Source organism: uncultured Pseudacidovorax sp. (assembly GCF_913773995.1).
Taxonomy (GTDB): Bacteria; Pseudomonadota; Gammaproteobacteria; order Burkholderiales; family Burkholderiaceae_C; genus Xenophilus.
Genome location: NZ_CAJYES010000235.1, coordinates 1 through 24,420, shown reverse-complemented (window position 1 = coordinate 24,420; position 24,420 = coordinate 1). Strand labels below are relative to the sequence as shown.

The following is a 24,420-nucleotide window of genomic DNA, read 5'->3' as shown; positions in this document are numbered from 1 at the left end:
TGATGCAGCTGCCCGGCACTGCCGAGGCGTTGCGCACCGATCTTTCGGCCACCCTCTTCCTGGCCGACGCGCAGGACTACGACGGCGGCGAACTGGAGATCGAAGGCCCCTCGGGCGTGCAGGCCGTCAAGCTCGATGCCGGCGACCTGGTGCTCTACCCTTCCACCAGCCTGCACCGGGTCACGCCCGTCACCCGCGGTGCGCGGCTGGCGGCCTTCTTCTGGATCGAGAGCCTGGTGCCCGACCCCACCGACCGCGCGCTGCTGTTCGACCTGGACCAGGCCATCCAGCGGCTCGGTGCCGATCTGCCGGCCGCCGATCGGCGGCTGGTGCAGCTGAGCGGCGTCTACCACAACCTCCTGCGCCGCTGGGCGCTGACCTGAGCAGAGGTTCATCCCCGCCATGCCCGCCCGGCCCTGTCTCCGTCATTCACCGCGTCCGAGCCCTCGCGCAAGCGATTGCGCGCCGCGATTTCCTTCAAACCCCACCAGCAAGGCCTTCCCACCATGATCCGCCACCTTCTCGCTCCCGTCCTGCTCTGCGCCGCCGGTGTCGCCTTTGCCCACGGCAATGTGCAGTGCCCCGCCTCGCCCAAGGCCGAATGGAAGCCTCACACCGACCTGCAGGCCAAGCTCGTCAAGGAGGGCTGGACCGTGCGCCGCATGGAGATGACGCCCACCTGCTACGAGGTCTACGGCAAGGACCCGCAGGGCAAGCGCGTCGAAGCCTTCTTCGACCCGAAGACGCTGGAACGTGTCGAAGAGAAGTGAGACCGCGCCGCAGACCCGCGTGTGGAGCCGCACGGTGCGGCTGCTGCACCTGGGGCTGATCGCGTCGGTCACCGTGGCCTGGGTCTTCCGCGAGGACCTGGGTCCGGCGCATGAAGTGGCAGGCTACGTCGCGCTGGCCGCGGCGGTGGCGCGCAGTGCCATCGGCATGGCGGGCGGCGGCTATGCGCACTTCGGGCAGTTCGTCCGATCGCGCGCGGCCACGCTCGGCTACGCGCGGCAGGTGCTGCGCGGCACCGCGCCCCGCTACATCGGCCACAACCCGCTGGGTGGCTGGATGGTGCTCGCCCTGCTGGGCTGCATCGGGCTGCTGGGCGCGAGTGGCTGGCTCTACACCACCGACCTGTTCTGGGGCTACGGCTGGCTGGCGTGGCTCCATGCCGCGCTGGGCTGGACGCTGCTGGCGCTCGTCGCGCTGCATGTGGGCGGCGTGGTGTTCACCAGCATCGCGCATCGCGAGAACCTGGTGAAAGCCATGCTCACCGGCCGCAAGCCGCCGCCGGGGCCCGGCGACGTGGACTGAACACCGACGCGGCAAGGCACCGCGCCGTCACAGCTTGGCGATCGACACCTCGGTCGACTTCACCAGCGCCACCACGTCCGAGCCGACGCGCAGCTGCAGCTCATCGACCGAGCGGGTGGTGATGACGGAGGTGACGATGCCCCAGGGCGTCTCGACATCGACCTCGGAGACGACGTCGCCGCGGATGATCTCGCGGACCTTGCCCTTGAACTGGTTGCGCACGTTGATGGCCTGGATGGACATGGATAGCTCCTTGGTGGATGGGTGACAGGAAAGGATGAAGAAGTCAGGCGCTCAGCGGCTGGCCGCCGCCAGGGCCTGGTCGAGGTCGGCACGCAGGTCGTCGATGTGCTCTATGCCGATGGACAGGCGCACCGTGTCCTCGGTGACGCCGGCGCGGGCCAGTTCGTCGGGCGAGAGCTGGCGGTGCGTGGTGGAAGCCGGATGCGTGGCCAGCGAGCGCACGTCGCCGATGTTGACGAGGCGGGTGAAAAGCTGCAGCGCGTCCAGGAAGCGCTCGCCGCCGGAGCGGCCGCCCTGGATGCCGAAGGTGAGCACGCCGCTCGCACGGCCGCCCAGGTACTTCTGCGCCAGTGCATGGTCGGGGTGGTCTTCCAGCGCGGCATAGTTGACCCACTTGACGGCCGGATGGGCCTTCAGGTGCTGGGCGACGGCCAGCGCGTTGCTGCTGATGCGGTCCAGCCGCAGGGCCAGCGTCTCGATGCCCTGCAGGATCTGGAAGGCGTTGAAGGGCGAAATGGCCGCGCCCGTATTGCGCAGCGGCACCACGCGCGCCCGGCCGATGTAGGCCGCGGCGCCCAGGGCCTCGGTGTAGACCACGCCGTGGTAGCTCGGATCGGGCTCGTTCAGGCGACGGAAGCGCTGCTTGTGCTCGGCCCAGGGGAACTTGCCCGAGTCGACGATGGCCCCGCCGATGCTGGTGCCATGGCCGCCCAGGTACTTGGTGAGCGAGTGCACCACGATGTCGGCGCCATGTTCGATGGGCCGGCTGAGGTAAGGCGAAGGCACGGTGTTGTCGACGATCAGCGGCACGCCGTGACGGTGGGCGATGGCCGCCACGGCGGCGATGTCGGTCACGTTGCCCGCCGGGTTGCCCAGCGACTCCACGAAGACGGCCTTGGTGCGCGCGTCGATCAGCGCCTCGAAGCTGCCCGGGTCGCGGTGGTCCGCGAAGCGCGTGGTGATGCCGAACTGCGGCAGCGTGTGGGCGAACAGGTTGTAGGTGCCGCCATAGAGCGCCGTGCTGCTGACGATGTTGTCGCCCGCCTCGGCGATGGTCTGGATGGCGTAAGTGACGGCCGCCTGGCCCGAGGCCAGCGCCAGCGCCGCGATGCCGCCTTCGAGCGCCGCCACGCGCTGCTCCAGCACGTCCTGCGTCGGGTTGTTGATACGGGTGTAGATGTTGCCCGGCACCTTCAGGTCGAACAGGTCGGCACCGTGCTGGGCCGAGTCGAAGGCATAGGCCACCGTCTGGTAGATGGGCGGCGCCACGGCATGGGTGGTGGGGTCGGGCCGATAGCCGGCGTGGACCGACAGGGTTTCGAACTTCCAGTCCTTGGCTTGGGTCATGGCGGGTCTCCGTGGAGAAAGGATCAGATGGCCCAGCGCAACGCATGGGCGGGCGTCTGCGCCAGCGGGTCGTTAGCGGCGGGCGGCCGCGACTCGTCGGCGGGCTTCTGCAGCACACGGTCGAGGATGCGTTTCTCCAGCGCGGCGAAGGCGGCCTCGCCCTGGGCGCGCGGGCGCGGCAGGTCCACCCGCACATCCAGCGCGATGCGGCCTTCCTCGATCAGGATCACGCGGTCGGCCAGGGCCACGGCCTCCTGCACGTCGTGCGTGACCAGCAGCGCGGTGAAGCGATGGCGCTGCCACAGGCGCTCGATCAGCCGGTGCATCTCGATGCGGGTCAGCGCGTCCAGCGCGCCCAGCGGCTCGTCGAGCAGCAGCAACCGCGGGTGGTGCACCAGGGCACGTGCGAGGGCCACGCGCTGGCGCTGGCCGCCCGACAGGCGCGCCGGCCATTCGTCGGCACGCTCGGCCAGGCCCACCTGGGCCAGCACCTCACGGCCGCGCTCGCGCGAACCCGCGGGCAGGCCCAGCGTCACGTTGTCGAGCACCCGCTTCCAGGGCAGCAGGCGCGCCTCCTGGAACATGATGCGGGTGTCGTCATGCAGGCCGCGGATCGGCTTGCGGTCGGTGGTCAGCTGGCCCGAGCTGACGGGCTCCAGCCCGGCCACCAGGCGCAGCAGCGTGCTCTTGCCGCAACCGCTGCGGCCGACGATGGCCACGAACTCGCCCGGTGCCACATGCAGCTGAAGCTGGTGCAGCACCTCGCGCTCGCCGTAGCGCTTGCCGAGGCCCTGCGCGTCCAGTGCGACGCCCGCGGGTGCGATCACGGCTTCTTCTTTGCGATTCAGTACGGCGCTCATGAGGCGGCTCCCGGCTTGAACAGGTCGACATCCAGCGCGTCGACGCGCTTGGGCAGCAGCTTCTCGGCCAGGAAGGCATCGGCGATGCGCTGCTGCTCACCCAGCCGCTCGCGGGTGACGGCCCGCACTGCATAGCTGCGGCGGCCGTTGGCCTGCTCGACCACCGCGGCATCCAGGCCCCAGAAGGGCGCGAGCAGGGCCGCCGCTTCCTTGGGCTGAGCCTTGACCCAGCGCCCGGTCTTCTCCAGCTCGGCATAGAGCACGGACAGCGCCTCGGGCCGCGCCCGCGCGAATCGCGTGCTGGCGAGGTAGTACCGCTGGTAGGAGGCCAGGCCGGTGCCGTCCGCCAGCACCCACGCGCCCGACTGGATCTGCGCCGCGGAAAGGAAGGGATCCCACACGACCCATGCATCGATGGCGGCGCGTTCGAAGGCGGCGCGGCCGTCGGCCGGCGTGAGGTAGGCGGGCTCGATGTCCTTGAAGCCCAGGCCGGCCTTGGCCAGCGCCGCCAGCAGCAGGTAGTGCACGCCGGCCGCCTTGGCAAAGCCGACCCGCTTGCCGCGCAGATCGGCCACCGTGCGAAGCGGTGAATCGCTGCGCACCACGATCGCCTGGGCCGAAGGCGATGGCGCCTCCTGCGCCAGGAAAGTGAGCTGAGCCCCGGCGGCCTGCGCGAAGACAGGCACCGTGTCGGCCGCATCGGCGCTGACGTCCACGTTGTCGAGGTTCAGCGCCTCCAGCAGCGGCAGTCCGCTGGTGAACTCATGCCAGGTGGGCTTGAGGCCCAGCGGCGCGAAGGCCCGCTCCAGCGTGCCCTGCAGCCGAAGCACGGCGATGAGGGTGGAGGACTTCTGGTAGCCGATGCGCACGGCCTGCGGCGCGGCGCCGCCCTGCGCAAGCACGGGGCCCGCGGCCAGGGCGCCGAGCAGCCCCAGGGCGGTACGGCGTTGAATGAAGTGATCAGAGTTCATGAAGAGCGTGCAACAGCAAGAGGATCTATCGCCGGCTATGCGTCCCGTCACAGGAGCCAGACGGCCGAGGAGCAGGCCAAGCGGGAGCGCCCGCGGAACTGGCTCTGCCAGGCCGCCAGGCGCGCCCCCCGCAGGGGGGTTGGCGAAGCGCGAAGCGCGCAGCCTGGGGGGAAGTCATTGATACCCCGGGTGCCATCTCAGCCACCATCTTTCGAGGCCGCGCGCCAGCAGATCAGCCAGCTTGCCCAGCAGCGCATACAGCAGGATGCCCACCAGCACCACGTCCGTCTGCAGGAACTCCCGCGCGTTCATGGTGAGGTAGCCGATGCCGGCCTGGGCCGAGATGGTCTCGGCCACGATCAGGATCACCCACATCAGCCCCAGCGAGAAGCGCAGCCCCACCAGGATGGACGACAGCGCACCCGGCAGGATCACCTGCCGGTACAGCTGCCAGCGCGACAGGCCGTAGGTGCGGCCCATCTCGATCAGCTGCGGATCGACATTGCGGATGCCGTGGAAGGTGTTCAGGTAGATGGGAAAGAAGACCGCCACGCTGATCAGGAAGAGCTTGGCCGACTCGTCGATGCCGAACCACAGGATCACCAGCGGAATCAGCGCCAGTGCCGGGATGTTGCGCACCATCTGGATGGTGGAGTCGAGCAGCGTCTCGAAGAAGCGCACCGAGCCGGTGAGCAGGCCCAGCGCCAGCCCCAGCCCACCACCGACCGCCAGCCCCGCCAGCGCGCGGCCGGCGCTGACTTTCACATGCGTCCACAGCTCGCCCGAGGCGGTCAGTTGCCAGGCCGCCCGCAGCACGTCCACCGGCGCGGGCAGCACGCGCGAAGAGAGCCACCCCAGTGAAGAAGCGGCCTGCCACAGCACGACCAGCAGCACGGGCACGACCCAGGGCAGCAGGCGTTGGCCAAGGCCGGCGAGAAAATTTCGTAGGCCGCCAGCGTCGGCGGAACGGGGCAGCGCGGTAGGCGCCGGCAATGCTTGTGCTTGTTGGCTCATCGGGGCGCTCCTCCTTCAGCCCTGGGCGCGCAGCCGCGAGGGCGCATCGACATTGGCGACCACTTCGCCCAACGGGCCGCCGGTGCGGGCGCCCTCCCCGCTCAGGCGCGCCTGCACGTCGCGCGGCAACAGCGGGAACACCAGCTCGGCGAAGCGATAGGCCTCCTCCAGGTGCGGATAGCCCGAGAAGATGAAGGCATCGATGCCCAGGTCGGCGTACTCGCGGATGCGTGCGGCCACCTGCTGCGGATTGCCCACCAGCGCCGTGCCGGCGCCGCTGCGCACCAGGCCCACGCCGGCCCACAGGTTGGGGCTGATCTCCAGCGCCTCGCGGCTGCGGTTGGCGCCGCGGCCATGCAGCGCGGCCATACGGCGCTGGCCTTCGGAGTCCATGCGGCCCAGCGCCTCCTGCGCCTTCGCGATGGTGGCGTCGGCCACGCGGCTGATCAACGCATCGGCGGCGCGCCAGGCCTCGTCCTCGGTCTCCCGCACGATCACATGCAGCCGAATACCGAATTCGACCTGGCGACCCAGGCGCTCGGCCCGCGCCCGCACATCGGCCAGCTTGCGCGCCACCTCCGCGGGAGGCTCGCCCCAGGTGAGATAGCGCTCGACCTGCTCGGCGGCGAGTTCATGCGCCGCCTCGGACGAGCCGCCGAACCATACCGGCGGATGCGGCCGCTGCACGGGCGGAAACACCAGCCGCGCCCCTTGGACCTGTACATAACGACCATCGAAGTCGAAGGCTTCGCCGCCATGGCTGCGTGCCACGATCTCGCGCCACACGCGGATGAACTCGGCCGACTGGGCGTAGCGCTCCGCATGCGGAAGGAAGACGCCGTCGGCCTCCAGTTCGGCCCGGTCGCCGCCGGTGACGAGGTTGATCAGCAGTCGGCCGCCGCTCAGGCGGTCGAAGGTGGCGGCCATGCGCGCGGCCAGCGAAGGCTGGTGCAACCCCGGCCGCACCGCGACCAGGAACTTGAGTTGCCGCGTGGCGCCGATCAGGCTCGACGCGACCACCCACGGGTCCTCGCAGGAGCGGCCGGTGGGGATCAACACGCCCTCATAGCCCAGGGCGTCAGCGGCACCGGCGATCTGCTGCAGGTAGGGCAGATCGACCGGCCGCGCACCCTCGGTGCTGCCGAGGTAGCGGCTGTCGCCGTGGGTGGGGAGGAACCAGAACAGCTTGAGGCTCATGCGGGGCTTTCTTTCTCTTCTCTTGAATGCGGCGGTCTCGCGGACGGAGGGTCAGCGCCTCACCAGGAATGGGCCAGCGCCGTGGCGGGCAAGGCCGGTGGCCTTGGCAGGCTGGCGCCGCCGACGCGCAGGCGCTGCAGCGCACGCAGTGGCCCGGTCGGCCGCGGAGCGGTGGCGCGCGCGGGCCGTGCATTGCCGAGCCGTACGCCCCAGGCCACGGCCGTGACGCCGATGACGCGCAGGGCAGTCTGCGACAGCGCGCGACCACCTTGAGGTTGAGGCAAGCTCGGAGCGGCGTCGGTGCGCCGCAAGGCAGAAAGGCTCATGGCAATCTCGGTTCCAGACATGCGACGGCCCTGCCACTGACAGCGGCCATCGAACAGACGAAGAGGAAGGACGGGAAGGGAGGCGGCGTCGATGCCACCGTGTGTCGTCAGACGCTACATCGCACGCTGGCGAAGGCCACCGGCGCAAAGCCGTGGACCGGGGGCAAGTGCAAGCCCTCGGCGGCCAGGGTATTGACGGCTTCGGCCAGGCGGACATCCAGCTCTTCCTGCAACTGCCAGGCACCCTCCGGCACCAGCGTCACCTGCGCGTCGCTGGCGTACACACCCGGCAGGATGTGCCGCGCGCCGAGCGACTGCAGCACGGGTCGCAGCGCATAGTCGAGCGCCAGCATGTGATGCGGGCTGCCTCCGGTGGCCAGCGGCAGCACGGTCTTGCCCTTGAGGGCCGTCTGCGGCAGCAGATCGAGAAAGACCTTCAACAGCCCGCTGTAGGCGGCCTTGTAGACCGGCGTGGCCACCACGATGGCCGGCGCCGCGGCCAGCGCGTCGACCGCCTGTGCGATGGCAGGCGATGACGCATCGGCGGCCAGCAAGGGCGCGGCCGGCAGATCGCGCAGCTGCAGCAGTTGCGCCTCCACGTCACGGTGCGCCAGCCGGTCGGCCACGGCATGCAGCAAGGCGGTGGAGCGGGAAGGCGCCGAAGGGCTGCCGGCGATGAGGAGGACGGGGGGCATGGGCGTCGGGACCGTGGCACCCGCTGCGGGCGCGGCGCCAGGGATCGGTCGTTGTGGGTGGCTGTCGATGGCGCCGATTCTGGGCAGGGGCCCCCCTGCTGCGAACGACTGTGTTCTCAGGTCGACATGCGAAAAACGAGTAAGGGCTCGGAAGACGGCGCGTTCCGCAGCGCACCCACTTGGCCTTCGACATCGCCCGCCAACTGCCAGGCGGCGCCCGTCGGCCCGAAGCCGAGACCCAGTCCTGCTAGGCCGTCGATGCCGCTTCGGCCGGCGGGTTCGCCATGTTGCGGATCACGTCCATGAATGCCAGAACGGCCGTGCTTGGCGGCTCGCCCTGCAGCGTGATCAGGCCGAAATCGGGCATGCGGTTGGGCAGATCGGCCGCGATGCGCGTCAGCAGCCCCCGCCGTACGTACTTGTCGGCCAGGGCGGCGGGCTGCAGCGACAGCATCGAGGTGCTCTGCATCAGCTCCAGCGCGAAGAGGAAGGACGGCGTCTCGACGATGCCCGAGGTCAGCGAGAGGCCCGTGCTGCTGAAGATGTCGTCGGAGACCCGCCGCAGCGCCGTCGATGGGGGATAAAGAATCCACGGCCAGTTCGACAGCTCCCGCAGCGAGGGCGCGTTCGGTCCGCGCAACGGGTGGTGCACGCCCGCGGTGATCTGCAGCATTTCGCCGCTCAAGTTCTCGTAGCGGAATTGGTCGCGCTGGACCTCGTCGGTGAAGCGGCCGATCATCACGTCGATCTTTCGTTCGGCCAGCCACACGATCAGCTGGTCGCTGCTCTGTTCCAGCACCTTCACCACCAGCAGCGGACGCAGCCGCTGCAGCTCGGCCACGGAGGCGATCAGCAGGTGCGCCGCCGAGCCCGAGATGGCGCCGATCGTCAGATGGCCATGCCCGCCCTGCTTCAGGGTGCTGAACTCGTCCACGAACCGGCGGTGGCCGTCCAGCGCGGCGTGCGCATAGCGCAGCGTGAACAGGCCCAGTTCGTTCGGCTGCATGCCGCGCGGCAGGCGGTCGAACAGGCGCGCCTCGAGCATCTCCTCGATGTCCATCAGCACCTTGGTGGCGGCCGGCTGCGTGATGTACATCTGCTCGGCCGTCAGTCGCAGATTGCGCGTCTTGCCGAGGATGTCCAGGAACTGAAGGTGCCGGAAACGCAGCCGGGAGACTTGCGCCAGCAGCGTGGATTTACCGGAAGGCGAATCTGGACCCATCAGCATTTGGAATGGATGCTAGCGAAAAAGTCAGTGGACCGTCAGATGGGCCTCCCCTAGCCTTCGCATGCGTCGAGTACGGCCCCACAGAGAGCCGGCGCATCGCGGCAAGGTCGCCGCACCCCTGAATATTCCTTTCTGGAGACATCATGAAAATCAGATCAATGGGCCTGGCGGCCGTGCTGCTGGGGGCCCTGGCCGGTTCCGCCTTCGCGCAGATCAAGGAACACGCATTCAAGATCGGCACAGGCCTCACCGACGACCATCCCCAGGCGCAGGCCCTGAAGTACTTCGGCGAGCGCCTGGCGGCCGCGAGCGGCGGCAAGCTGACGGCGCGGGTCTACACCGGCGGCTCGCTCGGCAACGACCTGAGCATGACCTCGGCGCTGCGCGGCGGCACGCTGGAGATGACGATCCCCGACAGTTCCACGTTGGTGTCGCTGGTCAAGCCCTTCGGTGTGCTGAACCTGCCCCTGAGCTTCAACAACGAGAAGGAAGCCGACGCGGTGCTGGACGGCCCCTTCGGCCAGAAGCTGCTGGCCAAGCTGCCGGAGAAGGGCCTGATCGGCCTGGGCTTCTGGGAGAACGGCTTCCGCCATGTCACCAACTCGCGCCGGCCGGTACAGCGCGCCGAAGACCTGAGCGGCCTGAAGCTGCGCGTCATCCAGAGCCCGCTCTTCCTGGACACCTTCAACGCCCTGGGCGCCAACGCCACGCCGATGCCCTTCACCGAGCTGTACACGGCGATGGAGCAGGCCGCCGTGGACGGGCAGGAGAATCCCCCGGCCACCATCCTGGCCAGCAAGTTCTACGAAGTGCAGAAGCACCTGGTGCTGTCGCGGCACATGTACAGCGCCTGGGTGCTGCTGATGTCCAAGAAGACCTGGGACGGCCTCTCCCCGGACGAGCAAAAGATCGTGAAGGACGCCGCGCGCGAAGCCACGCTGTACGAGCGCAAGACCATCCGGGCGTTCTCCGAGACGGCCCTGGCCGACCTGAAGAAGGCCGGCATGCAGATCACCGAACTGCCCCCGGCCGAGCAGGCCAGGATGCGCAGCAAGCTGCAGCCGGTGCTGGCCAAGTTCAGCAAGGAATACGGCGAGGACACGACCGCCGAAATGAACGCCGAACTGGCCAAGGTGCGCGGCAGCACGACCGCCGACAGCAAGTAATTGCGCCCCCCGATGGAGGCGGACGTATCGCCGCCTCCATCCCCTCCCCCTTCTTCTCAGATCGACAGCGATGGACAAAAGAGCTGGTCGCGGCTTTCGCTCGCGCGAATGGTTTGCCGATCCCCAACGTTCCGACATGACGGCGCTCTATCTGGAGCGCTTCATGAACTACGGATTGACGCCCGAGGAACTGCGTTCGGGCCGTCCCATCATCGGCATTGCACAGACCGGCAGCGATCTGTCGCCCTGCAACCGCATCCACCTGGACCTGGCGCGCCGTGTGCGCGACGGCATCCGCGATGCCGGCGGCATTCCGATGGAGTTCCCGGTGCATCCCATCTTCGAGAACTGCCGCCGTCCCACCGCCGCGCTGGATCGCAACCTGGCCTACCTGGGCCTGGTCGAGATCCTGTACGGCTATCCCATCGACGCCGTCGTGTTGACCACCGGCTGCGACAAGACCACACCGGCCGGCATCATGGCCGCGTCCACCGTGGACATTCCGGCCATCGTGCTGTCGGGCGGTCCCATGCTCGACGGCTGGCATGGCGGCGAGCTGGTGGGCTCCGGCACGGTGATCTGGCGCAGCCGCCGGCAACTGGCGGCCGGCGAGATCGACGAAGAGGAGTTCCTGCAGCGCGCCTGCAGCAGCGCACCATCCGCCGGGCACTGCAACACCATGGGCACGGCCTCGACGATGAATGCCGTCGCCGAGGCGCTGGGCCTGTCGCTGCCCGGCTGCGCGGCCATTCCAGCGCCCTACCGCGAGCGCGGCCAGATGGCCTACGAGACGGGTCGGCGCATCGTGGGCATGGCTTTCGAGGACCTGCGGCCCTCGCGCATCCTCAGCCGTGCGAGCTTTCTCAACGCCCTGTCGGTGGTCAGCTGCGCGGGCGGCTCGAGCAATGCGCAGGTGCACATCATGGCCATGGCCCGCCATGCCGGCGTGGACCTGCGGCCGCAGGACTGGACCGAACACGCCTACCGCCTGCCGCTGCTGCTGAACATGCAGCCCGCCGGCAAGTACCTGGGCGAGCGCTTCTTCCGCGCGGGCGGCGTGCCGGCGCTGATGTGGGAACTGCACCAGGCCGGCCGACTGCATGGCGACTGCGCCAGCGTGACGGGCAAGACCGTGGCCGAGAACGTCGAGGGCCGCGAGAGCAGCGACCGCGAAGTCATCCGCCCCTTCGACGCACCGCTGATGGCCGATGCAGGCTTTCTGGTGCTCAGCGGCAACCTCTTCGACTTCGGCATCATGAAGACCTCGGTCATCTCGTCGCGCTTCCGCGAGCGCTACCTGAGCCGGCCCGGACACGAAGGTGTGTTCGAGGCGCGCGCCGTGGTCTTCGACGGCGCCGACGACTACCACGCCCGCATCAACGACCCCGCCCTCGAGATCGACGAGGGCTGCATCCTCGTGATGCGTGGCGCCGGCCCCATCGGTTGGCCGGGGTCGGCGGAGGTGGTCAACATGCAGCCGCCCGATGCGCTCATCCAGCGCGGCATCCAGGCTCTGCCGACGCTGGGCGACGGCCGCCAGTCGGGCACGGCCGACAGCCCCTCGATCCTCAACGTGTCGCCCGAAAGCGCCGTCGGGGGCGGCCTGCGCTGGCTCAGGACCGGCGATCGGATCCGGGTCGACCTCAACGCCGGCCGATGCGACGCCCTGCTCTCCGACGAGGAGATCGCCCAGCGCCAGCGCGAGCTACCCGCACCGCAGGTACCCCCGAGCCATTCCCCCTGGGAGGAGATGTACCGCAGCCACACAGGCCAGCTGGTGGACGGCGCCACGCTGGACATGGCCCTGAAGTACCGCCGCATCGCCGAGCGCACGCCGCGCCACAACCACTGACTGACGTCCCGAGGAAATCTGAATGACTGTGACAACGACGGAATTGCCGGCGCATGCCCCTGCCCTGCACCCCGCGCTGCCGATGGACGGCCTGGCCGGCACGCTCGTGGCCCGTGCCTGGTGTGCCGACACGCTGGCCGGCCCGGCCGTGGTGGCGTTGCGCCCGGATGGCGTGTTCGACCTGAGCCGGCACTTCCCCACCATGAGCACATTGCTCGAAGCCGAGCAGCCGGCGCAAGCCGCACGTTCGGCCGTCGGCGAGTACCTGTGCAGCGTCGACGCGCTTCTGGAGAACAGCAGGATGGACGGGCGCGATGCCGCCCTGCCCTGGCTGCTGGCGCCCTGCGACCTGCAGGTGGTCAAGGCCGCCGGCGTGACCTTCGCCGCCAGCATGATCGAGCGCGTGATCGAGGAGCAGGCTGGTGGCGACGCCGGACGCGCGCTGGCCCTGCGCAGCCAGGTCACGGCCCTCATTGGCCCCAGCCTGTCCGACATCCGCCCCGGCTCGGCCCAGGCGCTGGCGCTGAAGCGCCTGCTGCAACAGAAGAACCTCTGGTCGCAGTACCTGGAGGTCGGCATCGGGCCCGATGCGGAGGTCTTCACCAAGGCGCCTGTGCTGGCGGCCGTGGGCCATGGCCAAGCCATCGGCATCCGCGCCGAGTCGAGCTGGAACAACCCCGAGCCCGAGGTGGTGCTGGCCGTCAACAGCCGCGGCGCCATCGTCGGCGCCGCGCTGGGCAACGACGTCAACCTGCGCGACATCGAGGGCCGCAGCGCACTGCTGCTGGGCAAGGCCAAGGACAACAACGCCTCCTGCGCCATCGGACCCTTCATCCGCCTCTTCGACGACAGCTTCGGCCTGGACCAGGTCCGTGCCGAGACCGTGCACCTGGAGGTGGCCGGCGAGGACGGCTACACGCTGCGTGGCATCAACACCATGGCCAGCATCAGCCGCGATCCCGAGGAGCTCGTTCGCCAGACGATGGCCTGCCACCAGTACCCGGATGGCTTCATGCTGTTCCTGGGCACGCTGTTCGCCCCCATCGATGACCGCGACGAGCCCGGTGGCGGCTTCACCCACAAGCTGGGCGACGTGGTGACCATCCACAGCCACTGGCTGGGCCGCCTGCAGAACCGGGTGACGCATTGCGAGACCGCGCCGCCGTGGCAGTTCGGCCTGCGCGCGCTGATCGCCAACCTGGCCGACCGCGGCCTGCTGCAGGGGGCGCGGCTGTGATGGCCGCATCGAGCCTCATCGGGAGCCGCCCATGATCGATGCCACCATCACGCGCTTCTGCCGCGCCATCGATCTTCTGATCGCCGCCGCCCTCGCCATCATGGTGGTGCTGGTGTTCGGCAATGTGGTCCTGCGCTATGCGCTCAACTCCGGCATCGCAGTCAGCGAAGAACTCTCGCGCTGGCTGTTCGTCTGGCTGTGCTTCCTCGGCGCCGTGGTCGCGCTGAGAGACGGGGCGCACCTGGGCACCGACATGCTGGTTTCGCGCCTGAGCGCGACGGGCAAGAAGGTCTGCCTGGTGATCGGGCAGCTGCTGATGCTCTACCTGACCTGGCTGTTCCTCGACGGCAGCTGGCAGCAGATGCGCCTGAACCTGGACATGGAGGCGCCCGTGACGGGCACCCCAGTGGCGGTGTTCTACGCGTCAGGCGTGGTCTTCTCGGTTCTGGCGGGACTGCTGCTCGTGCTGCAGCTCGTGCGCGTGCTGACCGGCCGCATCAGCGAGAGCGAGCTCGTGATGGTCAGGGAGTCGGAAGAGCAGGCCGAACTCGAGGCGTTGCAGGCCGAGCTGGCGCGTGACGACGCAGCCACCGGCCCCGCGCAACCCCACGCCGCAAGCGGCCAGCCCCAAGGAAAGCATTCATGACCGTCTTCATCTTTCTCGCCAGCCTCGTCGGGGCGATGGCGCTGGGCATTCCCATCGCCTATGCCCTGCTCGCCAGCGGCGCGGCGCTGATGTGGCACCTGGACCTGTTCGACGCGCAGATCCTGGCGCAGAACTTCATCGACGGCGCGGACAGCTTTCCGCTGCTGGCCGTGCCCTTCTTCATGCTCGCCGGCGAGATCATGAATGTGGGCGGTCTGTCGCAGCGCATCGTCAACTTCGCGCTCGCGCTCGTCGGTCACGTCAAGGGCGGCCTCGGCTATGTCGTCGTGCTCGCCGGCTGCCTGCTGTCGGCGCTGTCCGGCTCCGCGGTGGCCGATGCCGCAGCGCTCACCGCCCTGCTGCTGCCCATGATGATCAAGGCGGGGCACAAGAAGGAGGTGTCGGGCGGCCTGATCGCCTCGGCGGGGGTCATCGGCCCCATCATCCCGCCGAGCATCGGCTTCGTGATCTTCGGCGTCGCTGCGAACGTGTCGATCAGCAAGCTGTTCATCGCCGGCATCGTGCCGGGTATCCTGATGGGCGTGAGCCTTGCGCTGACCTGGTGGTGGGTGGGCCGCAAGGAAGTGCTGGCCGTGCCGCCGCGAAAGTCTCGCGCCGAGATCTGGGCCGCCGCGCGCGAATCGGTGTGGGCGCTGATGCTGCCGGTGTTCATCCTCGTCGGCCTGCGCATGGGCGTGTTCACGCCCACCGAGGCGGCGGTGGTCGCCGCGGTCTATGCGCTCTTCGTCGGCAATGTGGTGTATCGCGAGCTGCCGCTGCGCGCCCTCGTGCGCATCTTCGTCACGGCGGCGCGCACCACGGCGGTGGTGATGTTCCTGGTGGCCGCCGCCATGGTGTCGGCCTGGCTCATCACGGTGGCCAACCTGCCGCAACAGGTGGTGGAACTGCTGCAGCCGCTGCTCGGCAGCCCGACGCTGCTGCTGATCGCGATCATGCTGCTGGTCATGCTGGTGGGCACGGCGATGGACATGACGCCGACCATCCTCATCATGACGCCGGTCCTGATGCCGCTGATCAAGGCGGCCGGCATCGACCCCATCTACTTCGGCGTGCTGTTCATCATCAACAACGCCATCGGTCTCGTGACGCCCCCGGTGGGCACGATCCTCAACGTCGTCGCTGGCGTCGGCCGGATGAAGATGGACGAGGTGACCCGCGGCGTGATGCCCTTCATGACGGCCCAGTTCGCGGTGATGTTCCTGCTGGTGCTCTTTCCGCAACTGGTTCTGGCACCACTGCGCTGGTTCTATTGACGGGAGGCGCGCAAGAGTGACGCCCAAAGATTTCTGACGACAAACAAGGAGACAAGCATGCATCTGAACATCGAACGCCGCCCTGCATCAGGGCGGGGAGGCCCGGCAGCAGCCGACAGAGCGAATACCGGTCAGGGCCGACCCATCGGAAAGTCCGAGGTCATGTCGGGACGACTCGACGTCAAGCGCGTCCTGATCGCCCTGGCGGTCAGCGCCGTGGTCACCAACAGCGCTCTGGCGGTCGACCGCCCCACCGACCCGGCCAACTGGCCGGCGCTCAAGGACGTCTACAAGAACTACTTCCTGATCGGCAGCACCAATCTCAGCGCCAGCTATTTCGGAACCAACGTGGTGCCGGGTGAGAACTCCACCGCTGCCATGACGCTGAAGCACTTCAACGCGGCCACGCCCAGCAACGCGACGAAGCCGGAGTTCTGGAATGGTGGGAGTACCAATCCCACGCCGACGTTCCTCACCAATCTGACGTCCGGCATCAACGCCGACATCAGCGCGGCCAACACGCGCGGCTTCAAGGTCACGGGGCACACGCTGCTCTGGCACAACCAGTCGGCCCTGTGGCCGGCCGCCAACGTCCTGACTTCGACGGGCGGATGGGAAACCCCCTGGGACTACACCACCGCGAAGACCAATCTGGAGTACTACATCCGCACCGTGGCCGGCCATTTCGACCAGGATCCGTACAAGACCTACGCCTGGGACGTGGTCAACGAAGCATTCAAGGACAGTCCCGACAACCCGGCCGACTGGCGCAATGCCCTGCGCACCGGCTACAGCCCCGAGGAGCGGCCGTCCCGCTGGGCCCAGGCCTACGCCAAGGGCGGCAAGAGCTGGGAGTACATGTACGACGCGTTCTTCTACGCGCGGCAGAACACGACCTCGCTGCTGAACTACAACGACTTCAACGACAACGAGCGCGCCTCCAAGGCCACGGCCATCGCATCGATGGTCAAGGAGTTCAACCAGCGCTACGCGGCCGAGTCGGCCGCGGGCAAGGGTCGCATCCTTCTGGATGCCAAGGGCAATCCACGGCCGCTGGTCGACGTGATCGGCACGCAGGGGCACTGGGACATGCGGCTCAACATGGACGCCTTCGAGCGGACCATCAAGACCTATCTCGAAGCAGGCGTGAATGTCGACCTGACCGAGCTGGACCTTGCGCCCACGCTGGGGCTGGACAAGGGCCAGCGCATCCAGAACGGCCCCGAGATGGATGCGCTGTTCCAGGAACAGGGCATCCAGTACGCCAAGCTGTTCAGCCTGCTCAAGGAATACGCCGCCGGCCCGGGCGGCCGCCACCCCGAGTACAAGGGTGGCGTGCACCGCGTGACCTGGTGGGGCATGACGGACCCGGGCTACCACACCAACGGCTATCCGTGGTCCGCCGTCGGGCAACCCAAGGAGGCGTACTGGGCCACGACCAACCCCGAGCAGTACCTCATCGACGCCGGCCTGCCGCCGAATGGCGTCACCGCCACCTTCACCTATGGCGGCGAAAGCTTCAAGGCCCGGACCTGGGGCGGCAGGAACGCGCAGGTGGCGGTCGACATCAGCGTGCCGGCCGACACGAAGAACGTCGTCTTCACCGCCGCCAACGTCGCGCTGCCCGCGGGCTTTGCCGTCGAGAGCATGAAGTTCAATCCGCCCGATTGCGCCGTGAGTCCTGGCAAGCCCTGCCATGTGACGGTGACCGCGCGCGGACCTGCGCCGAAGACGACAGCAGTCGAGAACACGGCGACCTTCGTCCTGTCCTTCGGCAAGATGACCGTCGGATGGATGACCGCCTCGAACGCGCTGGAAGCGCCGCTGTCCTATGCGGAAGTCCGCTTCAGTGATGGCGTGACGCCCTTCAAGCAATACCGGACCACCTATGGCAGCGATGGCATGGCGAGGGCGTCCGGCGTCGTGGAACTGAAGCCGGTCCCCAAGCATGGGCGCACCACACTGGTCCTGTCGCCGCAAGACGCCATTGCTGGCCCGAGAGGCTTGAAGCTGGAGAGGACCGCGTCAACCGAGAAGGCCTGGCGGCTCATGACGCGACTGGAGCCCGGCAAGACCTACATGGTGGTGTCGGGTGACTCCCTCTTCGACGGAAAGACGAAGCCGGCGGCATTGACGAACAGGACCAAGCCCGCGACCACCGCCTCGCCGGAATCGCTGTCGCGCACCGCCGTCACCCTCAACGGTGCCGTGCTCGTGCCGGCGCGAAACGCGAATGCGCCGGAGACCGAGCCCGCCCTGGCCCAGGACAACCTCAAGTTCGTCTTCGAGGAGGCGAAGAGCCCTGCCGCCGGCCCCTATGCGAACCAGGAGGGCCACACCATGCAGAGCTTCATCCATGGCACCAACGTCTACCCGCAGATCGTCTTCAGGGGCAACGGCGCCACCGGCACCGTCGTGGCGGGTCAGAACTCGCTGATCACCCGCCAGACGAACGGTCAGGAAGGTTCGCAGATCGCCGAGCGATCGCTGGACCAGGCGGTGTGGTTCAACACGCCCATCGACCCGGAAAGCGGCGAGATGAAGATGTTCCTGTACACCGAGAAGGACGGCGTCAAACAGCACTATGTGCTGAAGGACGTCAGCGATGGCGAGACGGCCAACCGGGACGCCGGCAACGCCATCAGCCAACGGCAAGGCGCCGTCGGTGGCTTCGTTGCCGCGCAGGCGCAAAGCGCCAAGGAGGGGACCAGCGTCAAGCTGTACGCCTACGACATCGAAGCCTATGCCGTGGCGGATGAACCGACGACCCCGACGACGCCCGGGACGACGGACCCCAACACGCCGGTTATGCCCATCGCGACCCCGTTCACCCGCAAGGGCGGTTCAATGGGCGCGGGTGACCTCGTGCTCGCGCTCGCTGGCCTCATCGGGCTGGCCGTGGTCCGCCGCCGCCGCGGCAGCTGAAGCCGTCGAGTCAGGCATCTCGCAGGCGGTGCAATGCCGCCTGCCCGAGGCACAGCGCCAGGGCGCAGAGCGCGCCGTACAGATGTGCCTCGACCATCACCTCGCCGCCGATCAACGCACGCTGCGCATCGGACGGCGGCTGCACCATCTGCCAGCCGATGCGGGCGACGACCGCAGCCAGGGCAATCCAGGCCCAGCGCTCGCCCCGCCAGGCCCGCGGTGCCAGCACCCAGATGAACAGGCCATAGAGCACGCCTGACAGGCCCGCATAGTTGGCCGCACTGGGCGTCGCGGCCATCAGCAGGAGCCCGACGCCGGCGGCCAGCGCCACCAACGCGGTCGACCAGGCGCGCGCGCTGCGCTCACCCCCCGCCAGCGCGGCGCACAGCGCCAGGCCGCCCACATTCATCGCGCAGTGCGCCCACCCGAGATGCACCGCATGCGCCGACAAAAGACGCCAGTACTGTCCGTCGAGCACCGCCGCGCGCTCGTAGCGCAAGGCCTCGTAGACCGGTTCACCGCCCGCCTGCAGAGCCAGCACGAGGCCGGCGAGTGCCGCAGGCACGAACCAGTTGGCGAGGGATTGCGTGGGGGGATGTCTCACGTCGTGGGCTTATTCAGGCAAGGGGCTCGATTGTTAGCCGCCTTGGCGCGCGCTTGCAGCCGCATCGACCCGCTGCAGCCAGCGCAGCAAGGCCGCGACGACCGGCGCAGACTGCTCCAGGATCGACATGTGGCCCGACTCGGCCACCGCCACGAGTTCGGCGTCCGGCAGAAGCGCCGCCATCTCCTGGCTCAGGCTGAAGGGAGTGACCTGGTCGTCCCGCCCACACACCACGACGGCGGGGACGTCGATGCGCGGCAGCAGGTCGCGGGTGTCTGCCCGGTCCATGACAGCCCGTTGCTGGCGGACGAACCCCTGGTGACCGACCGTCGCGGCCATGTCGAACAGCAGGCGCAGCAGTTCGCCGTCCTGCAGCCGCGACGCGTGAACGATCCTTGCGGCAAAGCCCTGCGCGACCTGGCCGAAGGTGGCGTTGCGAGCGCCTTCGGCACCGTCCACGGCCTGGATCATCCTGTTGCGCACCTGCTTCGCCTCCTCGGTGTCGGCCCGGGCGCTCGTGTCCAGCAGGCCCAGCCCTGCAATGCGATCGCCCGCCTGGCGGCAGACCTCCTGCGCGACATAGCCACCCAACGAAAAACCTGCGACCGCGAATGCGCCGGCGGGCATGGCAGCGATCGCAGCACGAGCCGACTGGGCGATGCTGTCGTGCAGGTGCGTGGGCGCGATATACACCGTGCGCGCGCCGTCTAGGGCGGTTGTCAGGGGACTCCAGATCCGGGCATCGTTCATCAGCCCGGGAAGCAGAAGAAGGGGCGTCGCATGGTTCATCGCCAGGGTTATAACTATGCAGCTGGATGCATAGTCAAGACGGAGCACACAACGGATGTGGATCGCCGAGTTCGCGCGCCGCGCAGGCGTGAAGCAGACAACCATCAGGCACTACCTGCGCGAAGGCCTGCTGTCGCCGCGCACCGGGCTCGCCGGCGGATCGCGGCCCTACCTGGAGTTCACCGAGTCCGACCTGCGCCTCGTCTCGGCCATCCAGGCGGGCCAGGCGCTGGGCCTCTCGCTTCGGGAGATCAGGCTGCTCATCGGAGAGCGGCGTTCGGGCAGCGGACAGGCCCGGATGCTCAAGGCCCTGACCGCGCAGCGCGACAAGTTGCGCAGCAGGGCCCTGGAGCTGCAGGCGATGCTCTCCTTTCTCGACCGAAAGATTGCCTGGCTCGAAACGGGCGCCAAGGGGCCGCCGCCATCGCATGCAGATACCTCGACCGCAAAGAGATGAGGTGACCGCTCACGGCCCCAGACGCGTCGCCACGGCCCGCTCGATGCCAGACCCCTGAGAGAACCGTTCCCCTGCAATCCCCGAGCCCAATCCACCCATACCCCTCCCGCTCGCAAGACCAGGGAGATGCCGCGGCGCGATGCCCGAGGGCCACGCCGATGGACCACGCGTTGGCCGCACGCCGCCGGAAACGGCCGAAGGGCAGGTTCTGGATGGGGAACGGGGCCTCGGGTTCATTGGCGTGCGTGTCCGTGATCAGGACCGCGCCGGAATCAGCGGTAGCATCAGGTGCGAGTCGTAGCGCCCACCGGTGAGCAGCGTGTTCTCGCCGCGGAAGGTCGCGGCCGGCCGGTCGGTCCGGTCCGTGTGCAGGAACGGGCCCGATCCCTTGCGCGGGCCGGTCGCGCCTTCGCGCTCGAAGTCCTGCGCATCCACACGCACGGCCAGCCGGTAGCCGGCCGGCAGCACGATGGAGGTGGGCCAGATTTCCACCTCCACGCGGTAGTCGGCGCCGGGCACCATCGGTTCGGCCTCGGTGTGGGTGTGAAAGGGCCGACCCGGCCGTGACCGGTCAGGGTCTGTGCGGCGGTGGGACACCCGCAGCCAGCCCTGCGCCACGGGCACCTGCGGATCGGTCGCACCGCGGAACAGCACCTCCTGCCCGTCCGGCGCATAGGCGCGCAGGGTCACGAACAGGTCCATGTCGGTGCAGCTGGCACGCACCCACAGCACCAGGGACACCGGCCCGGTGAACTCGCTGGCCACGGCCATCGGCGCGCTGATGAACTCCACGCCGCGGCCCGGTGCAGGGTAGCTCGCCTGCGCCGCCGAAGGCAGGGGTTCCGGCGAGAGCGTCAAGGTCGACGCGTCCAGGTACTGCGGCGTCCACCGGGTGCGGGCCAGGGGCCATTCGTGTTCCTCCCTCGGCTCGAAGCGGTCGGGATGCCGCACCTCCAGCAGCAGAGGCGGCTGCGCGTCCCAGCCGTTGGCCTCGCCCTTGAGAAAGTGGTCGAAGAAGCGCTTCTGCATCTGCACGTAGTGCGGCAGGTAGAAGGACTCCCAATGCGTGCCGCCATGCATCTGCAACCACTTCTGCCGCGAGCCGGCGCCGAGAAAGCCCTCGACATTGCCACGAAGGTGCAGGCCCATTCCGCCCCAGTTGCCGGCGGAAAGCAGGGGCACCCCGATGTCGGTCAGCCGCGAAGAGCGGGCACGGTACCAGTCGTCCTCAAAGGGATGCGAGCGGAACTCCTCGATGATGTCGACACGATTGGCTTCGACCTGCTCGCGGCTGAGCGGCTCGCCCGTCATCTGCATCTCGGTCTCGCGGTCCACGAAAGGACTGGCCGCATGGCCGTTCTGCACCGACAGGATCTGCTTGGGGAACCAGAACTCGAAGAAGAAGTTGCCGAAGATGCCGCCATGGTGGCTCGCATCCCGGTAAAGGTCGCTGGCGCCTTCCCACGGGCAGATGGCTGCGAGATGCGGCGGTCGCAGTGCCGCTACCTGCCACTGGTTCATCGCGTAGTAGGAAATGCCGAGCAGTCCCACCTTGCCGCTGCACCAGGGCTGCGTGCCGGCCCATTCGATGCACTCCGCATAGTCGCGCGTCTCCTGCGGCGACCAGACCCAGAGCTTGCCCGGCGACTCGCCGGCCCCGCGGCTGTCCACCACGACGAGCGCGTAGCCCCACGGAATCCAGCGCTCCGGGTCGGCCACCTCCCAGCGCAGGTAGCGGCCGGAGCTGCCCTCGGTATCCAGCCCCGGATAGAGGCGCTTGAGCTCATCCCACTGCGGCTTGAAACCGTCCTCGAAATGCAGGTCCTTGGCGTAGGGTCCATGCGTCATGAGCACGGGGGCCGGCGCCCCGCCGTCGGGGCGGAACACATTGGCCCGGAGTTCGGTGCCGTCCTGCAGACGGATGACGACGTTCTTCTCGACGATCATCGGTGCAGTCTCCTTACTGAAAAAGCGCCACGGCGCGGGTCCAACCCGCCGAGCCGCCGCGTACCTTGGCCGGAAAGCACGACACGAAGAAGCCGTCGGGCGGCAAGGCCTCCAGGTTGTGCAGCTTCTCGAGGTGGCAATAGCCGACGTCGCGGCCGGCCTTGTGGCCTTCCCAGATGATGGCCGGGTCATGGTCACGACCGTAGCGTTCGGCGGTGTACTGGAAGGGTGCGTCCCAGCTCCAGGCGTCCGTGCCCGTCACGCGGATGCCACGCTCCAGCAGGTACATGGTGGCGGCATAGCCCATGCCGCAGCCGGCCTGCACGAAGTCGGGCTGACCATAGCGGCTGCCGGCCCGGGTGTTGATCACCACGATCTCCAGCGGTCGAAGGGTGTGGCCGATGCGCTCGAGCTCGGCCTCGACGTCCTCGGGCCGGACGATGTAGCCGTCCTCGAAGTGCCGGAAGTCCAGCTTCACGCCGGGCTGCAGGCACCATTCGAGCGGCACCTGGTCGATGGTGATCGCCGGCTCGCCCCGGTTCATGGTCGACGCGAAATGCCAGGGCGCGTCGAGGTGCGTGCCGTTGTGCGTGCTCAGCTCGACCTTTTCCACGGCCCAGGCTTCGCCGTCCGGCAGGTCCCCCGGCTTCAGGCCGGGAAAGAACTGCGACAGCCGGCTGAAGCTCTGCTGGTGGTCCATGTAGTGGATCCGCGGGGCGAAGGCCGGCGGATCGGAGATCACGTCGTTCTCCAGGTAGATGGAGAGATCCACGATGCGCTTGAACATCACGCGTCCATTTCGATGCCGAGTGGGGGAAGGATGCGCTGGTAGCGCGCGTATTCCTGCTGCAGATAGGTCTTGAAACGCTCCGGCGGCATGCCCGAGACCTGGTTGCCGAAGGCCACCATCCTGGACTTGAAGTCCGCATCGGCCAGGGTCCTGGCCACGCCGTCGTACAGCGCGGCGAGCGTGTCGGCCGGCATCCGGGGCGGTGCCAGCATGCCGATCCAGGCGGGGACGTCGATCTCGGGCATGCCCAATTCCGCGAAGGTCGGCACCGTGGGCAGCGTGTCGGCACGCTGAGATCCGGTGATGGCCAGTGCCTTGATCTTGCGCGCCTCGATGTACTGCATCACCGACGAGGGCGCGATGAAGGACACGTCGACCACGCCACTGATCAGGTCCGTCAGCGGCGTGCCCTTGTAGGGCACATGGATCAGCTCGATGCCCGCCTGCCTGGCGAAGAGCGCCCCCACCACATGGGTGGTGTTGCCGTTGCCCGCCGACGCGTAGCTGAACTTGCCGGGCTGCTTCTTTGCGGCCGCGATGAACTCGGCCACGCTGTTGAAGGGACCATCCGCACGGTGCAGCAGTGCGAAGCCATAGGTGGAATAGACCATCGTCAGCGGCGTGAAGCCGTCGATCGGGTGATAGGGCAGCTTCTTCATCAGCACGCCATTGGTCAGGTGCCCGCCGGTGGTCCACAGCACCACCGAGCCGTCGGGCCGCCCGCGCGACACCTCGGACGCGCCGATGGTGGTGGCCGCCCCGGGCTTGTTGTCGACGATGCAGGTCCGGCCCGTGACCTTCTGGTAGCTGTCCGCAAAGATGCGGGTCATGCCGTCGAGGGCGCCGCCCGCCGGGAAGGGCATGACGATCCGCAGGATGTCCGGCAGGTTGGACGCAGCCGTGACCACCGGCGTGGCGAGGCTGGCGGCGACCCCCGCCAGGGCTTCTCTTCGATTCAACATGGCTTGTCTCCTTGATCTCGTCCGTGACGCGTGCGACCAACCTCCGTGGAAGCAGCTGGCCGACAAAGTCTAGCCCAATTCAAACATCCGTTTCAATCGTTCGTTTTTCACGGGATCGGGCCGGCACGCCGACGCGCTCTCGCTGTGATGACATGCATGCTCAGGCAGAATCGCGCCCCACCTGCATGCCCTGTCCCGCGCTCGCCGGGGGCACTCACGATCACACCGCACACGCCCATGGCACCACCCCGGAGCCTTCCGCCCGACCGGATCACGCGGCAGAAGATCATCGACTCGGCGCTCAAGCTGTACGCGCAGAACGGCATCGATGGCGTGCCGGTGCGCGCCTTGACCAGCGACGCCGGGGTGAATATCGCGGCGGTGCACTACCACTTCGGCGGCACCGAGGCGCTGGCCGAAGCGGTGTTCGGCGAGCTTTCCGAGCGCATCAACGCGCAGCGCGTCGAGGCCCTGGAAGCCATCACAGCCGACGCAGCGCAGGCCGGGCGCCGGCCGACGGTGAGCGCCATCGTCCAGGTGTTCGTGGCGCCCTATGTGGGGCCCGACGCATCGACCGAG

Annotated in this window: 25 protein-coding genes; 11 read left to right on the top strand and 14 right to left on the bottom strand. The window is 68.3% G+C overall.

From position 1 onward, the window contains the following. From QZ772_RS22315 to QZ772_RS22305, 3 genes are all read left to right on the top strand, one after another. Positions 1 to 383 (top strand): Fe2+-dependent dioxygenase (locus QZ772_RS22315; RefSeq protein ID WP_295531220.1); only part of this gene is annotated, 383 nt, incomplete at its 5' end. 123 nt (positions 384 to 506) lie between these two features. Next, positions 507 to 770 carry a PepSY domain-containing protein gene (locus tag QZ772_RS22310; RefSeq protein WP_295531217.1) on the top strand — a complete coding sequence of 88 codons (264 nt, stop codon included), beginning with the start codon at positions 507 to 509 and terminating at the stop codon, positions 768 to 770. After that, positions 754 to 1,311: a cytochrome b/b6 domain-containing protein gene (locus tag QZ772_RS22305; RefSeq protein WP_295531214.1), complete on the top strand. Its 558-nt coding sequence runs from the start codon at positions 754 to 756 to the stop codon at positions 1,309 to 1,311. Before QZ772_RS22310 ends, QZ772_RS22305 begins: the two co-directional genes overlap by 17 nt. A gap of 27 nt (positions 1,312 to 1,338) precedes the next feature. Here the strand turns inward: QZ772_RS22305 and QZ772_RS22300 are convergent, their stop codons facing one another. From QZ772_RS22300 to QZ772_RS22260, 9 genes are all read right to left on the bottom strand, one after another. Further along, complete coding sequence (locus QZ772_RS22300) at positions 1,339 to 1,554, bottom strand: molybdopterin-binding protein (protein ID WP_017757916.1); 216 nt, start codon at positions 1,552 to 1,554, stop codon at positions 1,339 to 1,341. A gap of 51 nt (positions 1,555 to 1,605) precedes the next feature. Then, a complete protein-coding gene (locus QZ772_RS22295) occupies positions 1,606 to 2,901 on the bottom strand; it encodes an O-acetylhomoserine aminocarboxypropyltransferase/cysteine synthase family protein (protein WP_295531211.1) in 1,296 nt (431 codons plus the stop codon). A gap of 23 nt (positions 2,902 to 2,924) precedes the next feature. Continuing rightward, positions 2,925 to 3,761, bottom strand: a complete 837-nt coding sequence (locus tag QZ772_RS22290) for an ATP-binding cassette domain-containing protein (RefSeq protein WP_295531209.1) — start codon at positions 3,759 to 3,761, stop codon at positions 2,925 to 2,927. Continuing rightward, positions 3,758 to 4,732: an aliphatic sulfonate ABC transporter substrate-binding protein gene (locus tag QZ772_RS22285; protein WP_295531207.1), complete on the bottom strand. Its 975-nt coding sequence runs from the start codon at positions 4,730 to 4,732 to the stop codon at positions 3,758 to 3,760. Before QZ772_RS22285 ends, QZ772_RS22290 begins: the two co-directional genes overlap by 4 nt. A gap of 174 nt (positions 4,733 to 4,906) precedes the next feature. Then, positions 4,907 to 5,746 carry an aliphatic sulfonate ABC transporter permease SsuC gene (gene ssuC / locus QZ772_RS22280; RefSeq protein WP_295531204.1) on the bottom strand — a complete coding sequence of 280 codons (840 nt, stop codon included), beginning with the start codon at positions 5,744 to 5,746 and terminating at the stop codon, positions 4,907 to 4,909. Between the two features lie 15 nt (positions 5,747 to 5,761). Next, a complete protein-coding gene (gene ssuD, locus QZ772_RS22275) occupies positions 5,762 to 6,943 on the bottom strand; it encodes an FMNH2-dependent alkanesulfonate monooxygenase (RefSeq protein WP_295531201.1) in 1,182 nt (393 codons plus the stop codon). 59 nt (positions 6,944 to 7,002) lie between these two features. Continuing rightward, positions 7,003 to 7,269, bottom strand: a complete 267-nt coding sequence (locus tag QZ772_RS22270; RefSeq protein ID WP_295531198.1) for a hypothetical protein — start codon at positions 7,267 to 7,269, stop codon at positions 7,003 to 7,005. 107 nt (positions 7,270 to 7,376) lie between these two features. Next, the gene (gene ssuE / locus QZ772_RS22265; protein ID WP_295531195.1) at positions 7,377 to 7,964 is read right to left on the bottom strand and encodes an NADPH-dependent FMN reductase; all 588 of its coding nucleotides are present in this window, start codon (positions 7,962 to 7,964) and stop codon (positions 7,377 to 7,379) included. 247 nt (positions 7,965 to 8,211) lie between these two features. Continuing rightward, on the bottom strand, positions 8,212 to 9,186 hold the full coding sequence (locus QZ772_RS22260) for a LysR family transcriptional regulator (protein WP_295531192.1): 975 nt from the start codon (positions 9,184 to 9,186) through the stop codon (positions 8,212 to 8,214). A 149-nt stretch (positions 9,187 to 9,335) separates the two neighbouring features. Between QZ772_RS22260 and QZ772_RS22255 the strand changes: the two genes are divergently transcribed. The 6 genes from QZ772_RS22255 to QZ772_RS22230 all read left to right on the top strand — a co-directional run bounded on the left by QZ772_RS22255 (position 9,336) and on the right by QZ772_RS22230 (position 18,292). Further along, the gene (locus tag QZ772_RS22255; protein ID WP_295531189.1) at positions 9,336 to 10,358 is read left to right on the top strand and encodes a TRAP transporter substrate-binding protein; all 1,023 of its coding nucleotides are present in this window, start codon (positions 9,336 to 9,338) and stop codon (positions 10,356 to 10,358) included. Between the two features lie 70 nt (positions 10,359 to 10,428). Then, complete coding sequence (locus QZ772_RS22250; RefSeq protein WP_295531186.1) at positions 10,429 to 12,210, top strand: IlvD/Edd family dehydratase; 1,782 nt, start codon at positions 10,429 to 10,431, stop codon at positions 12,208 to 12,210. 22 nt (positions 12,211 to 12,232) lie between these two features. Then, positions 12,233 to 13,447, top strand: a complete 1,215-nt coding sequence (locus QZ772_RS22245; protein ID WP_295531183.1) for a fumarylacetoacetate hydrolase family protein — start codon at positions 12,233 to 12,235, stop codon at positions 13,445 to 13,447. 31 nt (positions 13,448 to 13,478) lie between these two features. Then, positions 13,479 to 14,093 carry a TRAP transporter small permease gene (locus tag QZ772_RS22240; protein ID WP_295531181.1) on the top strand — a complete coding sequence of 205 codons (615 nt, stop codon included), beginning with the start codon at positions 13,479 to 13,481 and terminating at the stop codon, positions 14,091 to 14,093. Continuing rightward, complete coding sequence (locus tag QZ772_RS22235) at positions 14,090 to 15,367, top strand: TRAP transporter large permease subunit (protein WP_295531178.1); 1,278 nt, start codon at positions 14,090 to 14,092, stop codon at positions 15,365 to 15,367. Before QZ772_RS22240 ends, QZ772_RS22235 begins: the two co-directional genes overlap by 4 nt. Before the next feature lie 162 nt (positions 15,368 to 15,529). Beyond that, on the top strand, positions 15,530 to 18,292 hold the full coding sequence (locus QZ772_RS22230) for an endo-1,4-beta-xylanase (protein ID WP_295531175.1): 2,763 nt from the start codon (positions 15,530 to 15,532) through the stop codon (positions 18,290 to 18,292). 10 nt (positions 18,293 to 18,302) lie between these two features. Here the strand turns inward: QZ772_RS22230 and rrtA are convergent, their stop codons facing one another. Continuing rightward, positions 18,303 to 18,896 carry a rhombosortase gene (gene rrtA, locus QZ772_RS22225; protein WP_295531172.1) on the bottom strand — a complete coding sequence of 198 codons (594 nt, stop codon included), beginning with the start codon at positions 18,894 to 18,896 and terminating at the stop codon, positions 18,303 to 18,305. A gap of 33 nt (positions 18,897 to 18,929) precedes the next feature. Beyond that, entirely contained in the window at positions 18,930 to 19,685 is a 756-nt protein-coding gene (locus tag QZ772_RS22220) for an alpha/beta hydrolase (RefSeq protein WP_295531169.1), read from the bottom strand. Positions 19,686 to 19,740: 55 nt separating this feature from the next. On the opposite strand from QZ772_RS22220, the gene QZ772_RS22215 reads away from it, so the two are divergent. Continuing rightward, complete coding sequence (locus tag QZ772_RS22215; RefSeq protein WP_295531166.1) at positions 19,741 to 20,142, top strand: MerR family transcriptional regulator; 402 nt, start codon at positions 19,741 to 19,743, stop codon at positions 20,140 to 20,142. Positions 20,143 to 20,397: 255 nt separating this feature from the next. On the opposite strand, the gene QZ772_RS22210 is transcribed toward QZ772_RS22215, so the two are convergent. The 3 genes from QZ772_RS22210 to QZ772_RS22200 are packed head-to-tail and all read right to left on the bottom strand — an operon-like array spanning position 20,398 to position 23,841. Further along, on the bottom strand, positions 20,398 to 22,089 hold the full coding sequence (locus tag QZ772_RS22210; protein WP_295531163.1) for a CocE/NonD family hydrolase: 1,692 nt from the start codon (positions 22,087 to 22,089) through the stop codon (positions 20,398 to 20,400). A gap of 13 nt (positions 22,090 to 22,102) precedes the next feature. Continuing rightward, complete coding sequence (locus tag QZ772_RS22205) at positions 22,103 to 22,876, bottom strand: cyclase family protein (RefSeq protein ID WP_295531160.1); 774 nt, start codon at positions 22,874 to 22,876, stop codon at positions 22,103 to 22,105. After that, complete coding sequence (locus QZ772_RS22200) at positions 22,876 to 23,841, bottom strand: tripartite tricarboxylate transporter substrate binding protein (protein ID WP_295531157.1); 966 nt, start codon at positions 23,839 to 23,841, stop codon at positions 22,876 to 22,878. The genes QZ772_RS22205 and QZ772_RS22200 overlap by 1 nt, the downstream gene beginning before the upstream one ends. 237 nt (positions 23,842 to 24,078) lie before the next feature. Between QZ772_RS22200 and QZ772_RS22195 the strand changes: the two genes are divergently transcribed. Then, positions 24,079 to 24,420: TetR/AcrR family transcriptional regulator (locus QZ772_RS22195; protein ID WP_295531154.1), on the top strand; the 342-nt coding region annotated here is incomplete at its 3' end.